The 12,427-nt window shown below is 63.2% G+C and carries 15 protein-coding genes; 6 read left to right on the forward strand and 9 right to left on the reverse strand.

What is annotated here, in order from left to right:
* Positions 1-58 precede the first annotated feature (58 nt).
* From XH89_RS12450 to XH89_RS12470, 5 genes are read right to left on the reverse strand one after another with little or no spacing between them, the layout of a single operon-like run.
* Positions 59-547 carry a DUF6789 family protein gene (locus XH89_RS12450; RefSeq protein WP_194467337.1) on the reverse strand — a complete coding sequence of 163 codons (489 nt, stop codon included), beginning with the start codon at positions 545-547 and terminating at the stop codon, positions 59-61.
* 19 nt (positions 548-566) lie between these two features.
* On the reverse strand, positions 567-2,006 hold the full coding sequence (gene ccoG / locus XH89_RS12455) for a cytochrome c oxidase accessory protein CcoG (protein ID WP_194467338.1): 1,440 nt from the start codon (positions 2,004-2,006) through the stop codon (positions 567-569).
* Between the two features lie 37 nt (positions 2,007-2,043).
* Positions 2,044-2,247, reverse strand: a complete 204-nt coding sequence (locus XH89_RS12460) for a DUF2892 domain-containing protein (RefSeq protein ID WP_194467339.1) — start codon at positions 2,245-2,247, stop codon at positions 2,044-2,046.
* Positions 2,248-2,275: 28 nt separating this feature from the next.
* A complete protein-coding gene (trxC, locus tag XH89_RS12465) occupies positions 2,276-2,719 on the reverse strand; it encodes a thioredoxin TrxC (RefSeq protein ID WP_194467340.1) in 444 nt (147 codons plus the stop codon).
* Complete coding sequence (locus tag XH89_RS12470) at positions 2,716-4,002, reverse strand: NAD(P)/FAD-dependent oxidoreductase (RefSeq protein WP_194467341.1); 1,287 nt, start codon at positions 4,000-4,002, stop codon at positions 2,716-2,718. Before XH89_RS12470 ends, trxC begins: the two co-directional genes overlap by 4 nt.
* A 115-nt stretch (positions 4,003-4,117) precedes the next feature.
* Between XH89_RS12470 and XH89_RS12475 the strand changes: the two genes are divergently transcribed.
* The 4 genes from XH89_RS12475 to XH89_RS12490 all read left to right on the forward strand — a co-directional run bounded on the left by XH89_RS12475 (position 4,118) and on the right by XH89_RS12490 (position 9,125).
* A complete protein-coding gene (locus tag XH89_RS12475; RefSeq protein WP_371825210.1) occupies positions 4,118-4,417 on the forward strand; it encodes an ArsR/SmtB family transcription factor in 300 nt (99 codons plus the stop codon).
* Between the two features lie 124 nt (positions 4,418-4,541).
* On the forward strand, positions 4,542-5,537 hold the full coding sequence (locus tag XH89_RS12480) for an efflux RND transporter periplasmic adaptor subunit (RefSeq protein WP_246767817.1): 996 nt from the start codon (positions 4,542-4,544) through the stop codon (positions 5,535-5,537).
* Positions 5,534-8,758, forward strand: coding sequence for an efflux RND transporter permease subunit (locus XH89_RS12485; RefSeq protein WP_194467344.1), 3,225 nt, complete (start codon positions 5,534-5,536; stop codon positions 8,756-8,758). The genes XH89_RS12480 and XH89_RS12485 overlap by 4 nt, the downstream gene beginning before the upstream one ends.
* Before the next feature lie 10 nt (positions 8,759-8,768).
* On the forward strand, positions 8,769-9,125 hold the full coding sequence (locus XH89_RS12490; protein WP_194467345.1) for a carboxymuconolactone decarboxylase family protein: 357 nt from the start codon (positions 8,769-8,771) through the stop codon (positions 9,123-9,125).
* A gap of 76 nt (positions 9,126-9,201) precedes the next feature.
* On the opposite strand, the gene XH89_RS12495 is transcribed toward XH89_RS12490, so the two are convergent.
* The 3 genes from XH89_RS12495 to XH89_RS12505 form a co-directional block, all read right to left on the reverse strand.
* On the reverse strand, positions 9,202-9,531 hold the full coding sequence (locus tag XH89_RS12495; RefSeq protein WP_194467346.1) for a hypothetical protein: 330 nt from the start codon (positions 9,529-9,531) through the stop codon (positions 9,202-9,204).
* A 113-nt stretch (positions 9,532-9,644) separates the two neighbouring features.
* Positions 9,645-10,022 carry a hypothetical protein gene (locus tag XH89_RS12500; RefSeq protein WP_246767883.1) on the reverse strand — a complete coding sequence of 126 codons (378 nt, stop codon included), beginning with the start codon at positions 10,020-10,022 and terminating at the stop codon, positions 9,645-9,647.
* Positions 10,023-10,420: 398 nt separating this feature from the next.
* Positions 10,421-10,663: a PilZ domain-containing protein gene (locus tag XH89_RS12505; RefSeq protein ID WP_194467348.1), complete on the reverse strand. Its 243-nt coding sequence runs from the start codon at positions 10,661-10,663 to the stop codon at positions 10,421-10,423.
* A gap of 185 nt (positions 10,664-10,848) precedes the next feature.
* Here XH89_RS12505 and XH89_RS12510 point away from each other — a divergent pair, with 185 nt between their 5' ends.
* Entirely contained in the window at positions 10,849-11,142 is a 294-nt protein-coding gene (locus XH89_RS12510) for an HdeA family protein (RefSeq protein WP_194467349.1), read from the forward strand.
* A gap of 91 nt (positions 11,143-11,233) precedes the next feature.
* Here XH89_RS12510 and XH89_RS12515 read toward each other — a convergent pair whose 3' ends face one another.
* The gene (locus tag XH89_RS12515; RefSeq protein WP_194467350.1) at positions 11,234-11,698 is read right to left on the reverse strand and encodes a PaaI family thioesterase; all 465 of its coding nucleotides are present in this window, start codon (positions 11,696-11,698) and stop codon (positions 11,234-11,236) included.
* 349 nt (positions 11,699-12,047) lie between these two features.
* On the opposite strand from XH89_RS12515, the gene XH89_RS12520 reads away from it, so the two are divergent.
* Positions 12,048-12,338 carry a hypothetical protein gene (locus XH89_RS12520; RefSeq protein WP_194467351.1) on the forward strand — a complete coding sequence of 97 codons (291 nt, stop codon included), beginning with the start codon at positions 12,048-12,050 and terminating at the stop codon, positions 12,336-12,338.
* Positions 12,339-12,427 lie beyond the last annotated feature (89 nt).

Here is a 12,427-nt window from a genome sequence, read left to right on the forward strand (position 1 = left end):
GCTTAGCGCAAAGATTGGAAAATACCGTTGGGACGCGCCTTCAATTCGAGCGGTAGTGTTAACCGCTGGTTGACCACAAACGGCCCGGCTCGGAGTGCAGCACGGAAAAGGCAATGCCCATGAACACGCTGTAAGCCAGCACCATCGCGAGAGAAAAAGCTGCGGGAAGCACGCCGAGCTCCAGGCGCGCTGCGAATGGTCCTCTCCCCAGGATCGGAAAGTAGAGGAGTCCCATTGCGATCCAGCCGATTATGCCGAAGACGAATCCCTTCACGACCGCGTTGTGGCCGGGCAACAGGTGGTAGGTGGATCGGAACAGGATGCCGAGCACCAAGGTGCCGTTCACGAAGGACATGACCCAGGGCACTGTCGGATGGACGGTGCCGCCAAGCCAGTCGCTTAGGCCATGCTGCAGGTCCCGATAAGGGTGAAAAGTCGGAAGCCAGCCCATCCAGCGCTTCAGGAACATGACAGCGCTGTGAGCGGCGTTGCCACACAGGCCAGCCGCGATGGATTTCCAGACCTTATGGGCTCCTATCTGATGCATCGTCCTTTCGCTGAGTCCATCATCGGTCGGCCGGCACAAAATGGTCGCGCGCGGTCGCCGTCTGTCCGCTCGCAACATCGGTCGACCCGATCTCGACATTGACGGTCGACTTCGGCAATTGCGCCGGAGGAAGCTGCACCGACATCCTGATCTCGCGGGTCTGGTCCTGTCCGACCTCGACGATCAGCCGGCCGTCCGGCTGGCGTTCGATGCCGGCGATGCGCGCAGTCGCGCCCGGCAAACCCGAGACCTCGATCGCGAATGATCGCGCTGCGCCTTTGTTGAGGAGGCGAACGGTATAGTCGTTGCGTACCCCACCATCGGCGAGCTGGACAAACAGCGGATTGCGCTCGTGCAGGACATTGATGCTCATCGTGCTGCGTGTCGCAAGGGTATAAAGCATGATGGTCCCGACGACGGCAATGGCGGCAGTATAGATCAGCGTGCGCGGGCGGATCACGCGATAGATCGGCGCCTTGCCATCGCGGCGGCGCTGCATGTTGATGTCGGTGTCGTAGCCGATCAGGCCGGTGGGCCGGCCGATCTCGCGCATGACGGTGTTGCAGGCATCGATGCACAGGCCGCACTGGATGCAGCCGAGCTGGATGCCATGGCGGATATCGACGCCGGTCGGGCAGACGTTGATGCACTGATGGCAGTCGACACAGTCGCCGGCAAGATCGCCATGGGCGCGGGCGGCTTCCGCCTTCTTCACCGACATGCGCGGCTCGCCGCGGTCGTGACGATAGGTGACGTTGAGCGCCCACTCGTCGGTTAGTGCCGCCTGGATGCGCGGCCATGGGCACATGTAGATGCAGGTCTGTTCGCGGGCGTGCCCGGCGAAGAGATACGTCGTGCCGGTCAGGATGCCGATCCAGAGATAGGCGATGAACGGCGCCTGGAAGGTGGCGAGCTCCTTCACCAGCGTCGGGGCGTCGGCGAAATACAGCACCCACGCGCCGCCGGTCCACCAGGCGATCATGATCCAGAGAAAGTGCTTCAGCGCGACCTTGCGGACGTGATCGAACGTCCAGTAGCGCTTGTCGCCCTGCATGCGCTCGCGCCTGTCGCCCTCGACCCAGCGTTCGACCGCGTAGAACAGGTCGGTCCACACAGTCTGCGGGCATAAATAGCCGCACCACAGCCGGCCGGCGACCGCGTTCATCAGGAACAACGTCATCGCCGCGATGATCAAAAGACCCGTGAAGTAATAGACCTCCTGCGGCCACAGCTCGATGAAGAAGAAATAAAAGCGGCGATGCGGCAGATCGATCAGCACGGCCTGGTCGGGCAGGCCGGGTCCGCGATTCCAACGTACGAACGGTAGCAGGTAGTAGGTTCCGAGCGTGACGCAGAGGATCGCCCATTTGATGCGGCGGAACGGGCCACGCACCGACTGTGGATAGACCTTCTTCCGCTTCTCGTAGAGAGGGCCCTCGATGAAGGTATCGTCGGTCATGGCAAATTCCCCCGCACCACAATCGGCATCCGCGCGTTCAGGAGAACGCGCAGCCGCTGTTCAGCCCCAGCTTCTTGAACACGATCGCTGCCGGGCAGAAGCCCGTGAACGAGGCCTGCAACATGTTCAGGCCGGCGAAGGCCGTCAGCAGGTACCAATACGCATTGACGTAGGTGCCCAGTGCAAGTCCGAGCAGGACGACGAATCCTGCGAAAGCGAGAACGGCTCTATCGACATTCATGGCATGCTCCTTTTCAAGTAAGGTCTCGTTACGAACGGGTCAGACTGGCTTCGGTCCAGGCGACGATGCTGCGCGCATCCATCGCTCCGGCCTGGCGGGCGATCTCGCGGCCGCCGCGCATCAGCAGCAGGGTCGGGATGCCGCTGATGTTGAGGCGTGACGACAGCGCGGGCGCGTTGTCCGAATTGAGTTTCAACAGCCGGACCTTCGGCTCGAGTTGCTGTGCCGCACGCTCGAACATCGGCGCCATGGAGCGGCATGGGCCGCACCATGGCGCCCAGACGTCGACCAGCACCGGAATGTCGTTGTTGGCGACATGGCGGTTGAAGGCTTCTTCGTTCACCTCGATCGGATGACCGGTGAACATCGGCTGGTGGCAGGCGCCGCAGCGCGCGCCCTCAGGCGCGCGTTCGACGGGCAAACGGTTGATGCGTCCGCAACTTCCACAGACGATCTGGCATGTCGTGCTCATGTGCCCGTTCGGACCTCCTTGATCTTCGAGATGTTCAGCTTGTCGAGAACGAAGCGCTCGTAGAACGGCTCGCTCTCGCCGCGCCGCATCTTGCGGAGGAAATACTTCTCGAAGGCGACCTTGGCGTAATGCACCCATTCGCCTTTGGACGACCAGTTGACGTTGCGCGGGGGAATCTGGGGCTGTGCCAGGAAGGCGACGCCGGAATCGCCAAAGTCGGCGAGGCAGATCGCGTTCCAGGTCGGCACCGAGGCCGGCTCCCTGCCACGCAGCAGAGCACCAATGTTCATCGCCGTGGCCGTCACCATGGATTCGATCATGAAGCCGGTCTTAGGTACGCCGACCGGCACCGGGGTTGCGCCGACCGGGGCGATCGCCACGCAGACTCCGACCGCGAAGATGTTGGGGAAGGTCGGATTGCGCTGATGCTTGTCGACGACGACGAAGCCGCGAGGGTTGGTCAGCTTCTCGATGCCGCGCACCGCCTCGACGCCACGAAAGGCGGGCAGCATCATCGAGTAGGCAAAAGGCAGTTCGTGTGCCTTGCGGGACGTTCCGTCGTCGGCAAACTCCTCCACCGACATGACGCCCTCGTCGACGCGATCGACGCGGGCGTTTGTGATCCACTTGATATGTTTCTCGCGCAATTCACTTTCGAGAAGGCCCTTGGTGTCGCCAACGCCGTCCAGTCCGAGGTGACCGATATAGGGCTCCGAGGTGACGAAGGTCATCGGCACCCGGTCGCGCAGTTTCCGTCTGCGCAGCTCGGTCTCCAGAATGAAGAGGAATTCGTAGGCCGGCCCGAAGCAGGACGCGCCCTGAACCGCGCCGATCACCACCGGCCCAGGGTTCGCGGCGAGCTTCTCAAAGGCTTCGCGGGCGCGGGCGGCGTGGTCGACGTGGCAGATCGACTGAGTATGGCCCTGAGGCCCGAGACCCGGAATCTCGTCGAACGCCAGCTCAGGCCCGGTCGCGACGACTAGGTAGTCGTAATTGATCGAGGTGCCGTCGCCGAGCTCGACACGGTTCTCGGTGGGATGGACGCGCTTCGCACCCTGCGTCAGAAGCTGCACGCCCTTTCGTTTCATGATATCGGCGAGATCGATCTCGATCTCTTCGCGCTTACGCCAGCCGACCGCGACCCAGGGATTGGATGGGACGAAATGATAGACCGCGCCTTGTGCGATGACGCTGAGACGATCGTCCGGTCTCAGCTGCGGTAGCAGTTCATAGGCCATGAGCGTTCCGCTCAGGCCGGCTCCGATTACGACAACTTCCGCCATGGCTACCTCCGTTGGATCAGACTGCCTCGCCGGTTCAGTTCCGGCCGTCATGCAGCTCTTGACGATATATTCGTACATGCGTATATACGCAAGTATGAAAGTTGATGCTGAAGTGATGGAACGTGCCGCCGATCAGGCGAGCGAATTGTTGAAGGCGCTCGCCAACCGGCATCGCCTGCTGATCATCTGCCAGTTGATCGACGGCGAGCGGTCGGTCGGCGAGCTCGCCGAATTCCTGAACTTGCGGGATTCCACCGTCTCCCAGCATCTTGCGCTCCTTCGCAAGGATGGTTTGGTGTCTGCCAGACGTGAGGCGCAGACGATCTTCTATTCGATCGCGAGCGAACCGGCGCGCGAGGTGCTGAAGACCCTCTACGCGGCGTTCTGTGCGCCGAAATCGGCAAGGTCCAGATAAAGCCTAGGAACGATTGGATGGGAGCGCCTTGAGCGAGATCAACGCGTCGGACCTGACGCGGATGAATGTTTGCTGCGGCGTGGCAATGCTTTTGATAATGACACGGAACTGTCCCATGCGATGTATGGCAAGATGCCTGAGCCTGCTGGCCGCCTTCGCGGCGATCGGCCTGTCTGCAAGACCGGTCGCAGCGGCCGAAACCTTCGTGGTCGCGCGGCAATCCATCGCCGATGAGAAGGCCGTGTTCGCCACGGTCGAAAGCATCAGCGTCGTGCCGGCGCGCGGACGAATCGGCGGTACGGTGGCTCAGCTCAAGGTCAGGGAAGGCGATCGCGTTGCCGCCGGTCAGGCGATCGCGACCATCGGCGACGAAAAGCTGGTCCTCCAGATGAAGTCGCTCGATGCGCAGATCGAAGCCCTTCAGGCGCAGGCAAACCAGGCGCAGCTCGACTTTACCCGGACCGAGGGGCTGGTCGAGCGCGGCATTCTGCCCCGGGTCAAGCTCGACGAGCAGCGCACCGCCTTGAACGTGGCCGACAACGGCTTGCGGGCCAAGACCGCCGAGCGTGCCGTGATCAACGAGCAACTCAACCAGGGCCAGGTGCTCGCGCCCGCGGACGGACGCGTACTGAAGCGGCTGATCACCGTAGGGTCAGTCGTGCTCGCGGGCGATCCCATCGTCACGGTCGCCCAACAGAATTTCAAGCTGCGGCTTCGCGTGCCGGAACGGCATGCACGTTTCCTCAAGGCGGGCGACAAGATTCGCATCGACGGCGCGGAATTCGTCGGAGAAGCCGCCAAGTCGGGCGTCATCGACCTCGTCTATCCCCAGATCGAGGAAGGACGCGTGATTGCGGATGCGACCGTCGAAGGCCTCGGAGAATATTTCGTCGGTGACAGGCTGCGGGTGTGGATCTCCGGCGGCGTGAGAACCGCCCTCGTCGTTCCGGCAGGCTACGTGACCACCCGGTTCGGTATCGACTACGTCCGGCTCCAGAAGGACGGCGGAGCCATCGACGTGCCGGTGCAGCGCGGCCGCGAATTGGCGACGCCGGCACTCGTGGACGGACTCGAGATCCTGTCCGGCGTTTCGGCCGGCGACCAGTTGGTGCGGCCGTGAATCTCGGACTGTCGGGACGGCTCACCAGGGCGACGATCGCTTCGCCGCTCACGCCGCTGTTTCTGCTTGCGGCGCTCGTCGTTGGCCTGATCGCGGTCGTCATGATACCGCGTGAGGAGGAGCCGCAGATCAGCGTTCCCATGGTCGACATCCGCGTCAATGCGGACGGGCTGCGCGGACCGGATGCGGTTGAGCTCGTCACCAAGCCGCTGGAGTCGATCGTCAAGGGGATCGACGGGGTCGAGCACGTCTATAGCCAGACCGAGGACGACCGCGTCATGGTCACCGCGCGGTTTCTGGTCGGCACCAAGTTCGAGGACGCGATCCTGCGCGTGCACGAGAAGATCCGCGCCAATCTCGATCGGATCCCCATTGGTATTTCCGAGCCGCTGATCGTCGGTCGCGGAATCAACGATGTCGCGGTGACCGTGCTGACGCTGTCGCCGAAGCCGGAGGCCGCCGGGCGCTGGACCGACAAGGACCTCCACGAGCTGGCCGAAAAGCTGCGTGCGGAGCTGATGAAGGTCGACAATGTCGGACTGACCTACATTTCCGGAGGCGCCCCGCAGCAGGTTCGGGTCGAGCCTGATCCGGAGAAACTGTCGCTGTTCGGGATCACGCTGCAGCAGCTCGTCGCCAAGGTGAAGGATGCCAATCGTTCCTTCCTGGCCGGCCAGGTCCGCGATGCCGGCACCGTGCGCAACGTCGCGGCCGGCCAGACGCTGTCGGGCATTCCCGACATCGGGCTGCTGCTCATCACGACCCGCGACGGCCGGCCAGTCTACGTCAAGGACGTCGCCGCCGTGATCGTCGGCCCCAGCACCGTCGAGCACCGGGTCTGGAGCGATGCGCGTGACGCCCAAGGGCAGTGGGCGCGCACGCCGGCCGTCAGCCTCGCGCTTGCCAAGCGGGCCGGCGCGAATGCCGTGGTGGTGTCGGAGGATATTGCCAGGCATCTGGATAGCCTGAAATCGCGTTTGATCCCCGACGACGTTCAGGTGACGGTGACGCGCGACTATGGCGAAACCGCCAACGAGAAGGCCAACGAGCTGCTGTTTCATCTCGGGCTTGCGACGGTCTCGATCGTCGTGCTGATCGCGATCGCGATCGGCTGGCGCGAGGCGCTGGTGACTTTCGTCGTCATTCCCACGACGATCCTGCTGACGATGTTTGCAGCCAATCTGATGGGCTATACCATCAACCGCGTCAGCCTGTTCGCGTTGATCTTCTCGATCGGCATCCTGGTCGATGACGCCATCGTCGTGGTGGAGAACATCGCGCGGCACTGGGGCATGCGCGATGGTCGCTCGCGGCTGCAGGCCACCATCGAGGCGGTCGCGGAGGTCGGCAATCCCACCGTCGTCGCGACGCTGACCGTGGTTGCGGCGCTGTTGCCGATGCTGTTCGTCTCGGGCCTGATGGGCCCCTATATGGCACCGATTCCGGCCAATGCCTCGGCTGCGATGCTGTTCTCGTTCTTCGTCGCCATGGTGGTCGCACCATGGCTGATGTTAAAGCTGGCGCCGAAGGGCGAGATGTCGCCTGCGCATGCCGCGCATGACGAGGGCCGCCTGGGGCGGCTCTACCGGCGCTTTGCCACTCCGATCGTGCGCAGCAAGCGCTCGGCCTGGATCTTCCTGCTTGGCGTCGGCGTCGCGACGCTGCTGTCAATGATGCTGTTCGCGACCAAGTCGGTGACGGTCAAGCTGCTGCCGTTCGACAACAAGTCCGAGATCGCGGTCGTCGTCGATCTGCCGGAAGGGGCGAGCCTGGAGGCGACCGAGCGCACGCTGTTCGGCGTCGCGGAGACCGCGCGGCAATTGCCGGAGGTCACCTCGCTGCAATCCTATGCCGGCACGCCGGCGCCCTTCAATTTCAACGGCCTCGTGCGGCACTATTATTTGCGGGAAAGACCTGAACTCGGCGAAGTCCAGGTCAATCTGGCGGCACGCGGCGAGCGCAAGCGCGCCAGCCACGAGATCGCGCTCGCGCTGCGCGAGAAGCTGAAGGCGCTCGATCCGCCCAAGGGCACCAGCATCAAGGTGGTCGAGGTGCCGCCCGGACCGCCCGTGCTTTCGACGCTGCTGGCCGAGGTCTACGGACCCGATGCAGCGACGCGCCGGGCCGTCACGGCCGAGCTCAAGAACGTCTTCGCCGAAGTACCCTTCATCGTCGACATTGACGACTCCATCGGCGAGAGGCGGCCGCGGCTGCGGTTGTCCATCGATCAGGACCGGCTCGAATTCTTCGGCGTCGAGCAGCGCGATGTCTATGACACGATCCAGACCTTGTTCGGCGGCACCTCGATCGGCTACTCGCATCGCGGTGAGGATCGCAATCCGATCGAGATCGCAGTGCATCTCGGCAAGCGCGACCTCGTCTGGGACGAGGCGCTGGCCTCCACGCCGGTGCCGGCCAATACGCTGCCCGGCAGCAAGACCGTGGTTGAGCTCGGCCAGGTCGTGAAGGCGACCATGGAGGAGGGATCACCGACGATTTTCCGCCGCGATGGGCGGTTCGCCGACATGGTGATGGCGGAGCTCGCCGGCCGCTTCGAGGCGCCGCTCTACGGCATGCTGGCGGTCGCGGACCGGGTGGATGCCCATGACTGGGGCAAGCTGCCGAAACCGGTGATCAGCCTGCATGGCCAGCCGGCGGATGAATCGCATCCGACGCTCTTGTGGGACGGTGAATGGGAGATCACCTGGGTGACCTTCCGCGACATGGGGGCTGCCTTCGGCGCAGCCATCCTCGGCATCTACGTGCTGGTCGTTGCCCAGTTCGGAAGCTTCCGCCTGCCGCTCGTGATCCTGACCCCGATTCCATTGACGCTGATCGGCATTCTCCTCGGGCATTGGTTGCTCGGTGCCCCGTTTACGGCAACCTCGATGATCGGCTTCATCGCGCTTGCCGGCATCATCGTTCGCAACTCGATCCTTCTCGTCGATTTCATCCGTCATAGCGGCGCCGAGGGCAAGTCGTTGCGCGAGGTCGTGCTCGAGGCCGGCGCCGTTCGCTTCAAGCCGATCCTGCTGACCGCGCTTGCCGCCATGATCGGCGCCGCGACCATTCTGCTTGATCCGATCTTCCAGGGGCTTGCGATCTCGCTCCTGTTCGGCCTCGCGTCCTCGACGCTGCTCACCGTGCTCGTGATTCCCGCGATCTACATCGCCTTGCGCACGCCGCGCGAGGTCGCTTCCGCCCCGATCAAGCCCAGCTAACGAGGGTCCGATGGACAAGAACTACGTCGATATCACCAGGAACATCTCGGCCAACCTGAAGAAACTGCGCAGCGACATTCCCGACACGATGAAGGGATTTTCTGCACTCGCCCAGGCAGCGACGCGCGATGGCGCGCTGGACAAGAAGACCAAGGAGCTGATTGCGCTCGCGCTCGGCGTTGCCGCGCATTGCGACGGCTGCATCGGCTTTCACACCGAAGCGCTCGTCAAACTCGCTGCGACGCGCGAAGAGGTGGAGGAAGCTCTTGGCATGGCCGTTTACATGGGCGGCGGCCCTTCGCTGATGTACGCCGCGGATGCGATCGCGGCATACGAACAGTTCCAGCAGCAGATGGTGGCCGCCTGATCCGATTTGCCGTCAAGTTGAGCGAACAGGACCGGGCGAAGTCTCTCGTCCGGCCCCGTCGATCACAAGGTGCGGCTTACCAGCGGTCGTCGCCGACTCCGACGCCCACGCTGACACCGGGCGCGCGAATGCCGACGCCGGCGCGCGGGCCATCATCCCAGTCGCGGTAGGTGCGGCGCTCGTAATAGCGTTCACGTGGCATGCGGGCGTAGGAGTCACGCACGATCACGCGTGCGCCGCCATGGGTGCGATAGCAATTGCCGGCGTCATCGCAGACGAGCCGGACTTCCTGAATGAGATCGGGGCTGGTGTATTCGCTGGTCGTGTACAGATCCGCAGCTTTCGCGCCACTCCCCGCCGCGAGAGCCCCGACACCGGCCAGCAGTGCAATCGTCAACGTCCTCATCCTGTCCTCCTCCGAAACTGCCCTCGGCGGTAACAAGAATGGGAGGCGACGATCGTTCCGGCCAGGTTACAGGTTTTTCCCGGAACCGGCTCGTGGCGTGCTGCGATTCACCGCTAGATCGGCTCGTAGGCTTCCGAGCCGCAGATATCGTCGGCTTCAGCGCGTCGCCGATCGACGATCTTTCCGCCTGATATCGTCACGATGTAGGTCTGGGTGCCCAGCGCCGAACCGGTGGCCGAGGTGAGCTGCGCGCGGACGCAGGCGGTCCAGCCCGTTCCGCGGACCTCGTGGTGGGGCAAGGCGACCTGCACCTCGCGCGGATAAGACGTGTTGAGAAAGACCACTTCGATCTGCTCGCGGACCACGCGCTTGACGTCAGGCGGCGGTTCGGGCAGCTGCTGCTCGGCTTCCTTGATGCGCATGAAGTCGGGCACCGGCGCGCGGCTGTCGGCAAAGCCGCACGCGCCGAGCACGAGCGTGCCAACGAGCATCGCCACACGAGCAATAATCCGCAACATTCGTGAAGGTCCCCTGCGGGCCAACAGATAGGCGCGAATTCGGCGGGACGAAGTCCTGCCCGATCAACATTTGCTGAAGGCGCGGAACCCGTCGCATAGGCGACGGCGGGATTGCAGCCTAGTTTGTACCCCAGATGAGGCTCGAGCGCATTCCGGAGCCCAAGCAGAAATATGGCCCTTGGGGTGGGGCGCGTCCAAGCGAGCCCGCGAAGAAGCCGAAATAGGAGGGGCGCGGGGAGGCCAAGCTATCCGGTCGCCGCGTCCTGCTGCTGCAGGTCCGAGCCTGTGCCTCGCTGGAGTCGCGCGCGTCGTATCACGCAATCAAAATCGTGGTGTGGGTCTGATGCGAACAGTCGTTCACATCGCACGCCCTACTGCATGAAAACGAGGCCGATGCGCCGCTCGCTGCGCCAGACGGTGCGGCAATTCCGCACGAAATTGTCACGCGCAATCGAGAGGGTGAATGATTGGGGTAACGCGACGGGAGCATCGAGATCGATCGCTGCACCGCTTTCCGACATGTTTCGTACTGTGCACGCAATACCCCTATTTTCAAAGGTGATGGTCCCACCCTTGAAGACCCGGTAACGCTGCGTCGCGCGCTTCTCGATCATTTGCGTCAATCCACAATGACGATTCTCATTTAGTGCATAGAAATTACATTGAACTGAACTCAATACTGGCGCTACTTGCGCATCGCTTCAGACTTCGTTTACGACGTTGAGGCGGCGAGACATGTCCCGCCGAGTTTATCCCGCAAGCCTTTGCTTTATGGCGTCATGCGCCGATGGAGATTTCGATGAAGATTAAGCTTTCGCTTCTGTTCGCCGCAGCGCTCTCGCTGTCATCGATGCCCGCCCATGCCGTCAAGTGGGACCTCTCGACCATGACCTGCAAGCAGTTCCTCGACAGCGGCGAAGACAATATCGGGGTCGTGTTGACCTGGTTGGACGGCTGGTACAAGGGCGACGAGGACAACGCGATCATCGACACCGAGGTGTTCGTCGAGAATGCCAAGAAGTTCGGTGCCTATTGCGGAAAGAATCCGACCGTCAGCATCGTCACCGCTGCCGACGAAATTCTCGGCAAGTAATCTTTGAGGCGTACTGATCGAGGCGCGATCGCAATCGCGCTCGATCACTTGATTGGACGTCATCGTCATCGAGAGCCTTTCCAGGCGATGCTCAGCCCGGCAGCATCGCAAACGCGCTCGACACCATCGCCACCGGCTTGTTGTCGGCGGCGGAGAACAGGGTGACGCGGCCGAAGCTCATCGTGCGTCCGAGCCGTACCACGCGTGCGTCCGCCAGCACGTCGGACGAGGAGACCGCGCGCATGAAATGGGTGGTCTGGTCCACCGTGGTCATCGGACGATAGCCGCGGTTGGCGGCGAGGTTTGCAATCACCATGGCGGTGTCGGCCAGCGCCATCAGCGCCTGACCGCAGACCACGCCGCCATTGCGGCACAACCGCTCCGAGAACGGCATGCGGAGCAGCGCGCCCGGCTGCCAGTCCGCCGCTTCGGCAGGCGGCATGTGCTCGATGCGCTCGACGGAGAGGTTGAGATCCTGGATCCAGGGCGCAAAGACCTCGCCGAGGATACGTCTGGCCTCGGCGATGCCGAACTCGGTGTCTGGCTGCGCTGGCATTGCTGTCATTCCCTCCTGTGTTGCCGGATGTTTCGCACATTCCGCCCGTTTGGGCGCGGCGAAATCACCGGGGGCCGTCGGCTTGAAAATGCCCGACTTCGCCCGATATGATGCCACGCTCGGGAGCGGGTGGACCATGTTGCGTCGATGTATCCTGGTATTTTGCCTGGTCGCGCTCGGTCTGGCGCTGAACGGCTGCACCAAGTGCGGCCCGATCTGGGATGACTGGTTGCATGGACCGAAATCCTGCAGATCGGATCGGCTCTAGCGGATTGACGCGGCCCCGGGAGCCGTGAAGAAGGACAGGGGTGCGGGATCCGCCCTGCTACCGATGATCAAGGAGTGAGTGATGAAGCTTTTCCGTATGGCGGCGGTGCTGGCGGTGCTGGCCGGACCGGCTTTCGCGCAGGATGCGCCCCATATCAATCTGCTGGCGGATACTCCCTCCAAGACGGAGGACGAGAAGGCCGCGGATGCTGCGCGCGACAAGGCCTACAAGGAAACGCTGAAGAAGATTCCGGACGCCAAGACCTCCAATGACCCCTGGGGCGGCATGCGTTCTGATCCGCCGAAGCAGCCCGCGCCGAAGGCGGCGGCCAGCACGCCCAAGAAGCCCAAGGCCGGTACAGCCGCGAACTGACGCAGGTTCCGGAGCCAGTCGACGCCGTCGGCGGGACTCCCCTTTGCCGCGGACGGATCCTACATTCCCTCGCAGTGTTGCGTTGAGGA

This window comes from Bradyrhizobium sp. CCBAU 53340, from assembly GCF_015291645.1.
GTDB lineage: Bacteria > Pseudomonadota > Alphaproteobacteria > Rhizobiales > Xanthobacteraceae > Bradyrhizobium.

Excerpts from the sequence above, each read along its gene's own strand:
- XH89_RS12450 (WP_194467337.1), bottom strand. The coding sequence starts at position 547 with ATGCATCAGATAGGAGCCCATAAGGTCTGGAAATCCATCGCGGCTGGC.
- ccoG (WP_194467338.1), bottom strand. The coding sequence starts at position 2,006 with ATGACCGACGATACCTTCATCGAGGGCCCTCTCTACGAGAAGCGGAAG.
- XH89_RS12460 (WP_194467339.1), bottom strand. The coding sequence starts at position 2,247 with ATGAATGTCGATAGAGCCGTTCTCGCTTTCGCAGGATTCGTCGTCCTG.
- trxC (WP_194467340.1), bottom strand. The coding sequence starts at position 2,719 with ATGAGCACGACATGCCAGATCGTCTGTGGAAGTTGCGGACGCATCAAC.
- XH89_RS12470 (WP_194467341.1), bottom strand. The coding sequence starts at position 4,002 with ATGGCGGAAGTTGTCGTAATCGGAGCCGGCCTGAGCGGAACGCTCATG.
- XH89_RS12475 (WP_371825210.1), top strand. The coding sequence starts at position 4,118 with ATGGAACGTGCCGCCGATCAGGCGAGCGAATTGTTGAAGGCGCTCGCC.
- XH89_RS12480 (WP_246767817.1), top strand. The coding sequence starts at position 4,542 with ATGGCAAGATGCCTGAGCCTGCTGGCCGCCTTCGCGGCGATCGGCCTG.
- XH89_RS12490 (WP_194467345.1), top strand. The coding sequence starts at position 8,769 with ATGGACAAGAACTACGTCGATATCACCAGGAACATCTCGGCCAACCTG.
- XH89_RS12495 (WP_194467346.1), bottom strand. The coding sequence starts at position 9,531 with ATGAGGACGTTGACGATTGCACTGCTGGCCGGTGTCGGGGCTCTCGCG.
- XH89_RS12500 (WP_246767883.1), bottom strand. The coding sequence starts at position 10,022 with ATGCTCGTTGGCACGCTCGTGCTCGGCGCGTGCGGCTTTGCCGACAGC.
- XH89_RS12505 (WP_194467348.1), bottom strand. The coding sequence starts at position 10,663 with ATGATCGAGAAGCGCGCGACGCAGCGTTACCGGGTCTTCAAGGGTGGG.
- XH89_RS12510 (WP_194467349.1), top strand. The coding sequence starts at position 10,849 with ATGAAGATTAAGCTTTCGCTTCTGTTCGCCGCAGCGCTCTCGCTGTCA.
- XH89_RS12515 (WP_194467350.1), bottom strand. The coding sequence starts at position 11,698 with ATGCCAGCGCAGCCAGACACCGAGTTCGGCATCGCCGAGGCCAGACGT.
- XH89_RS12520 (WP_194467351.1), top strand. The coding sequence starts at position 12,048 with ATGAAGCTTTTCCGTATGGCGGCGGTGCTGGCGGTGCTGGCCGGACCG.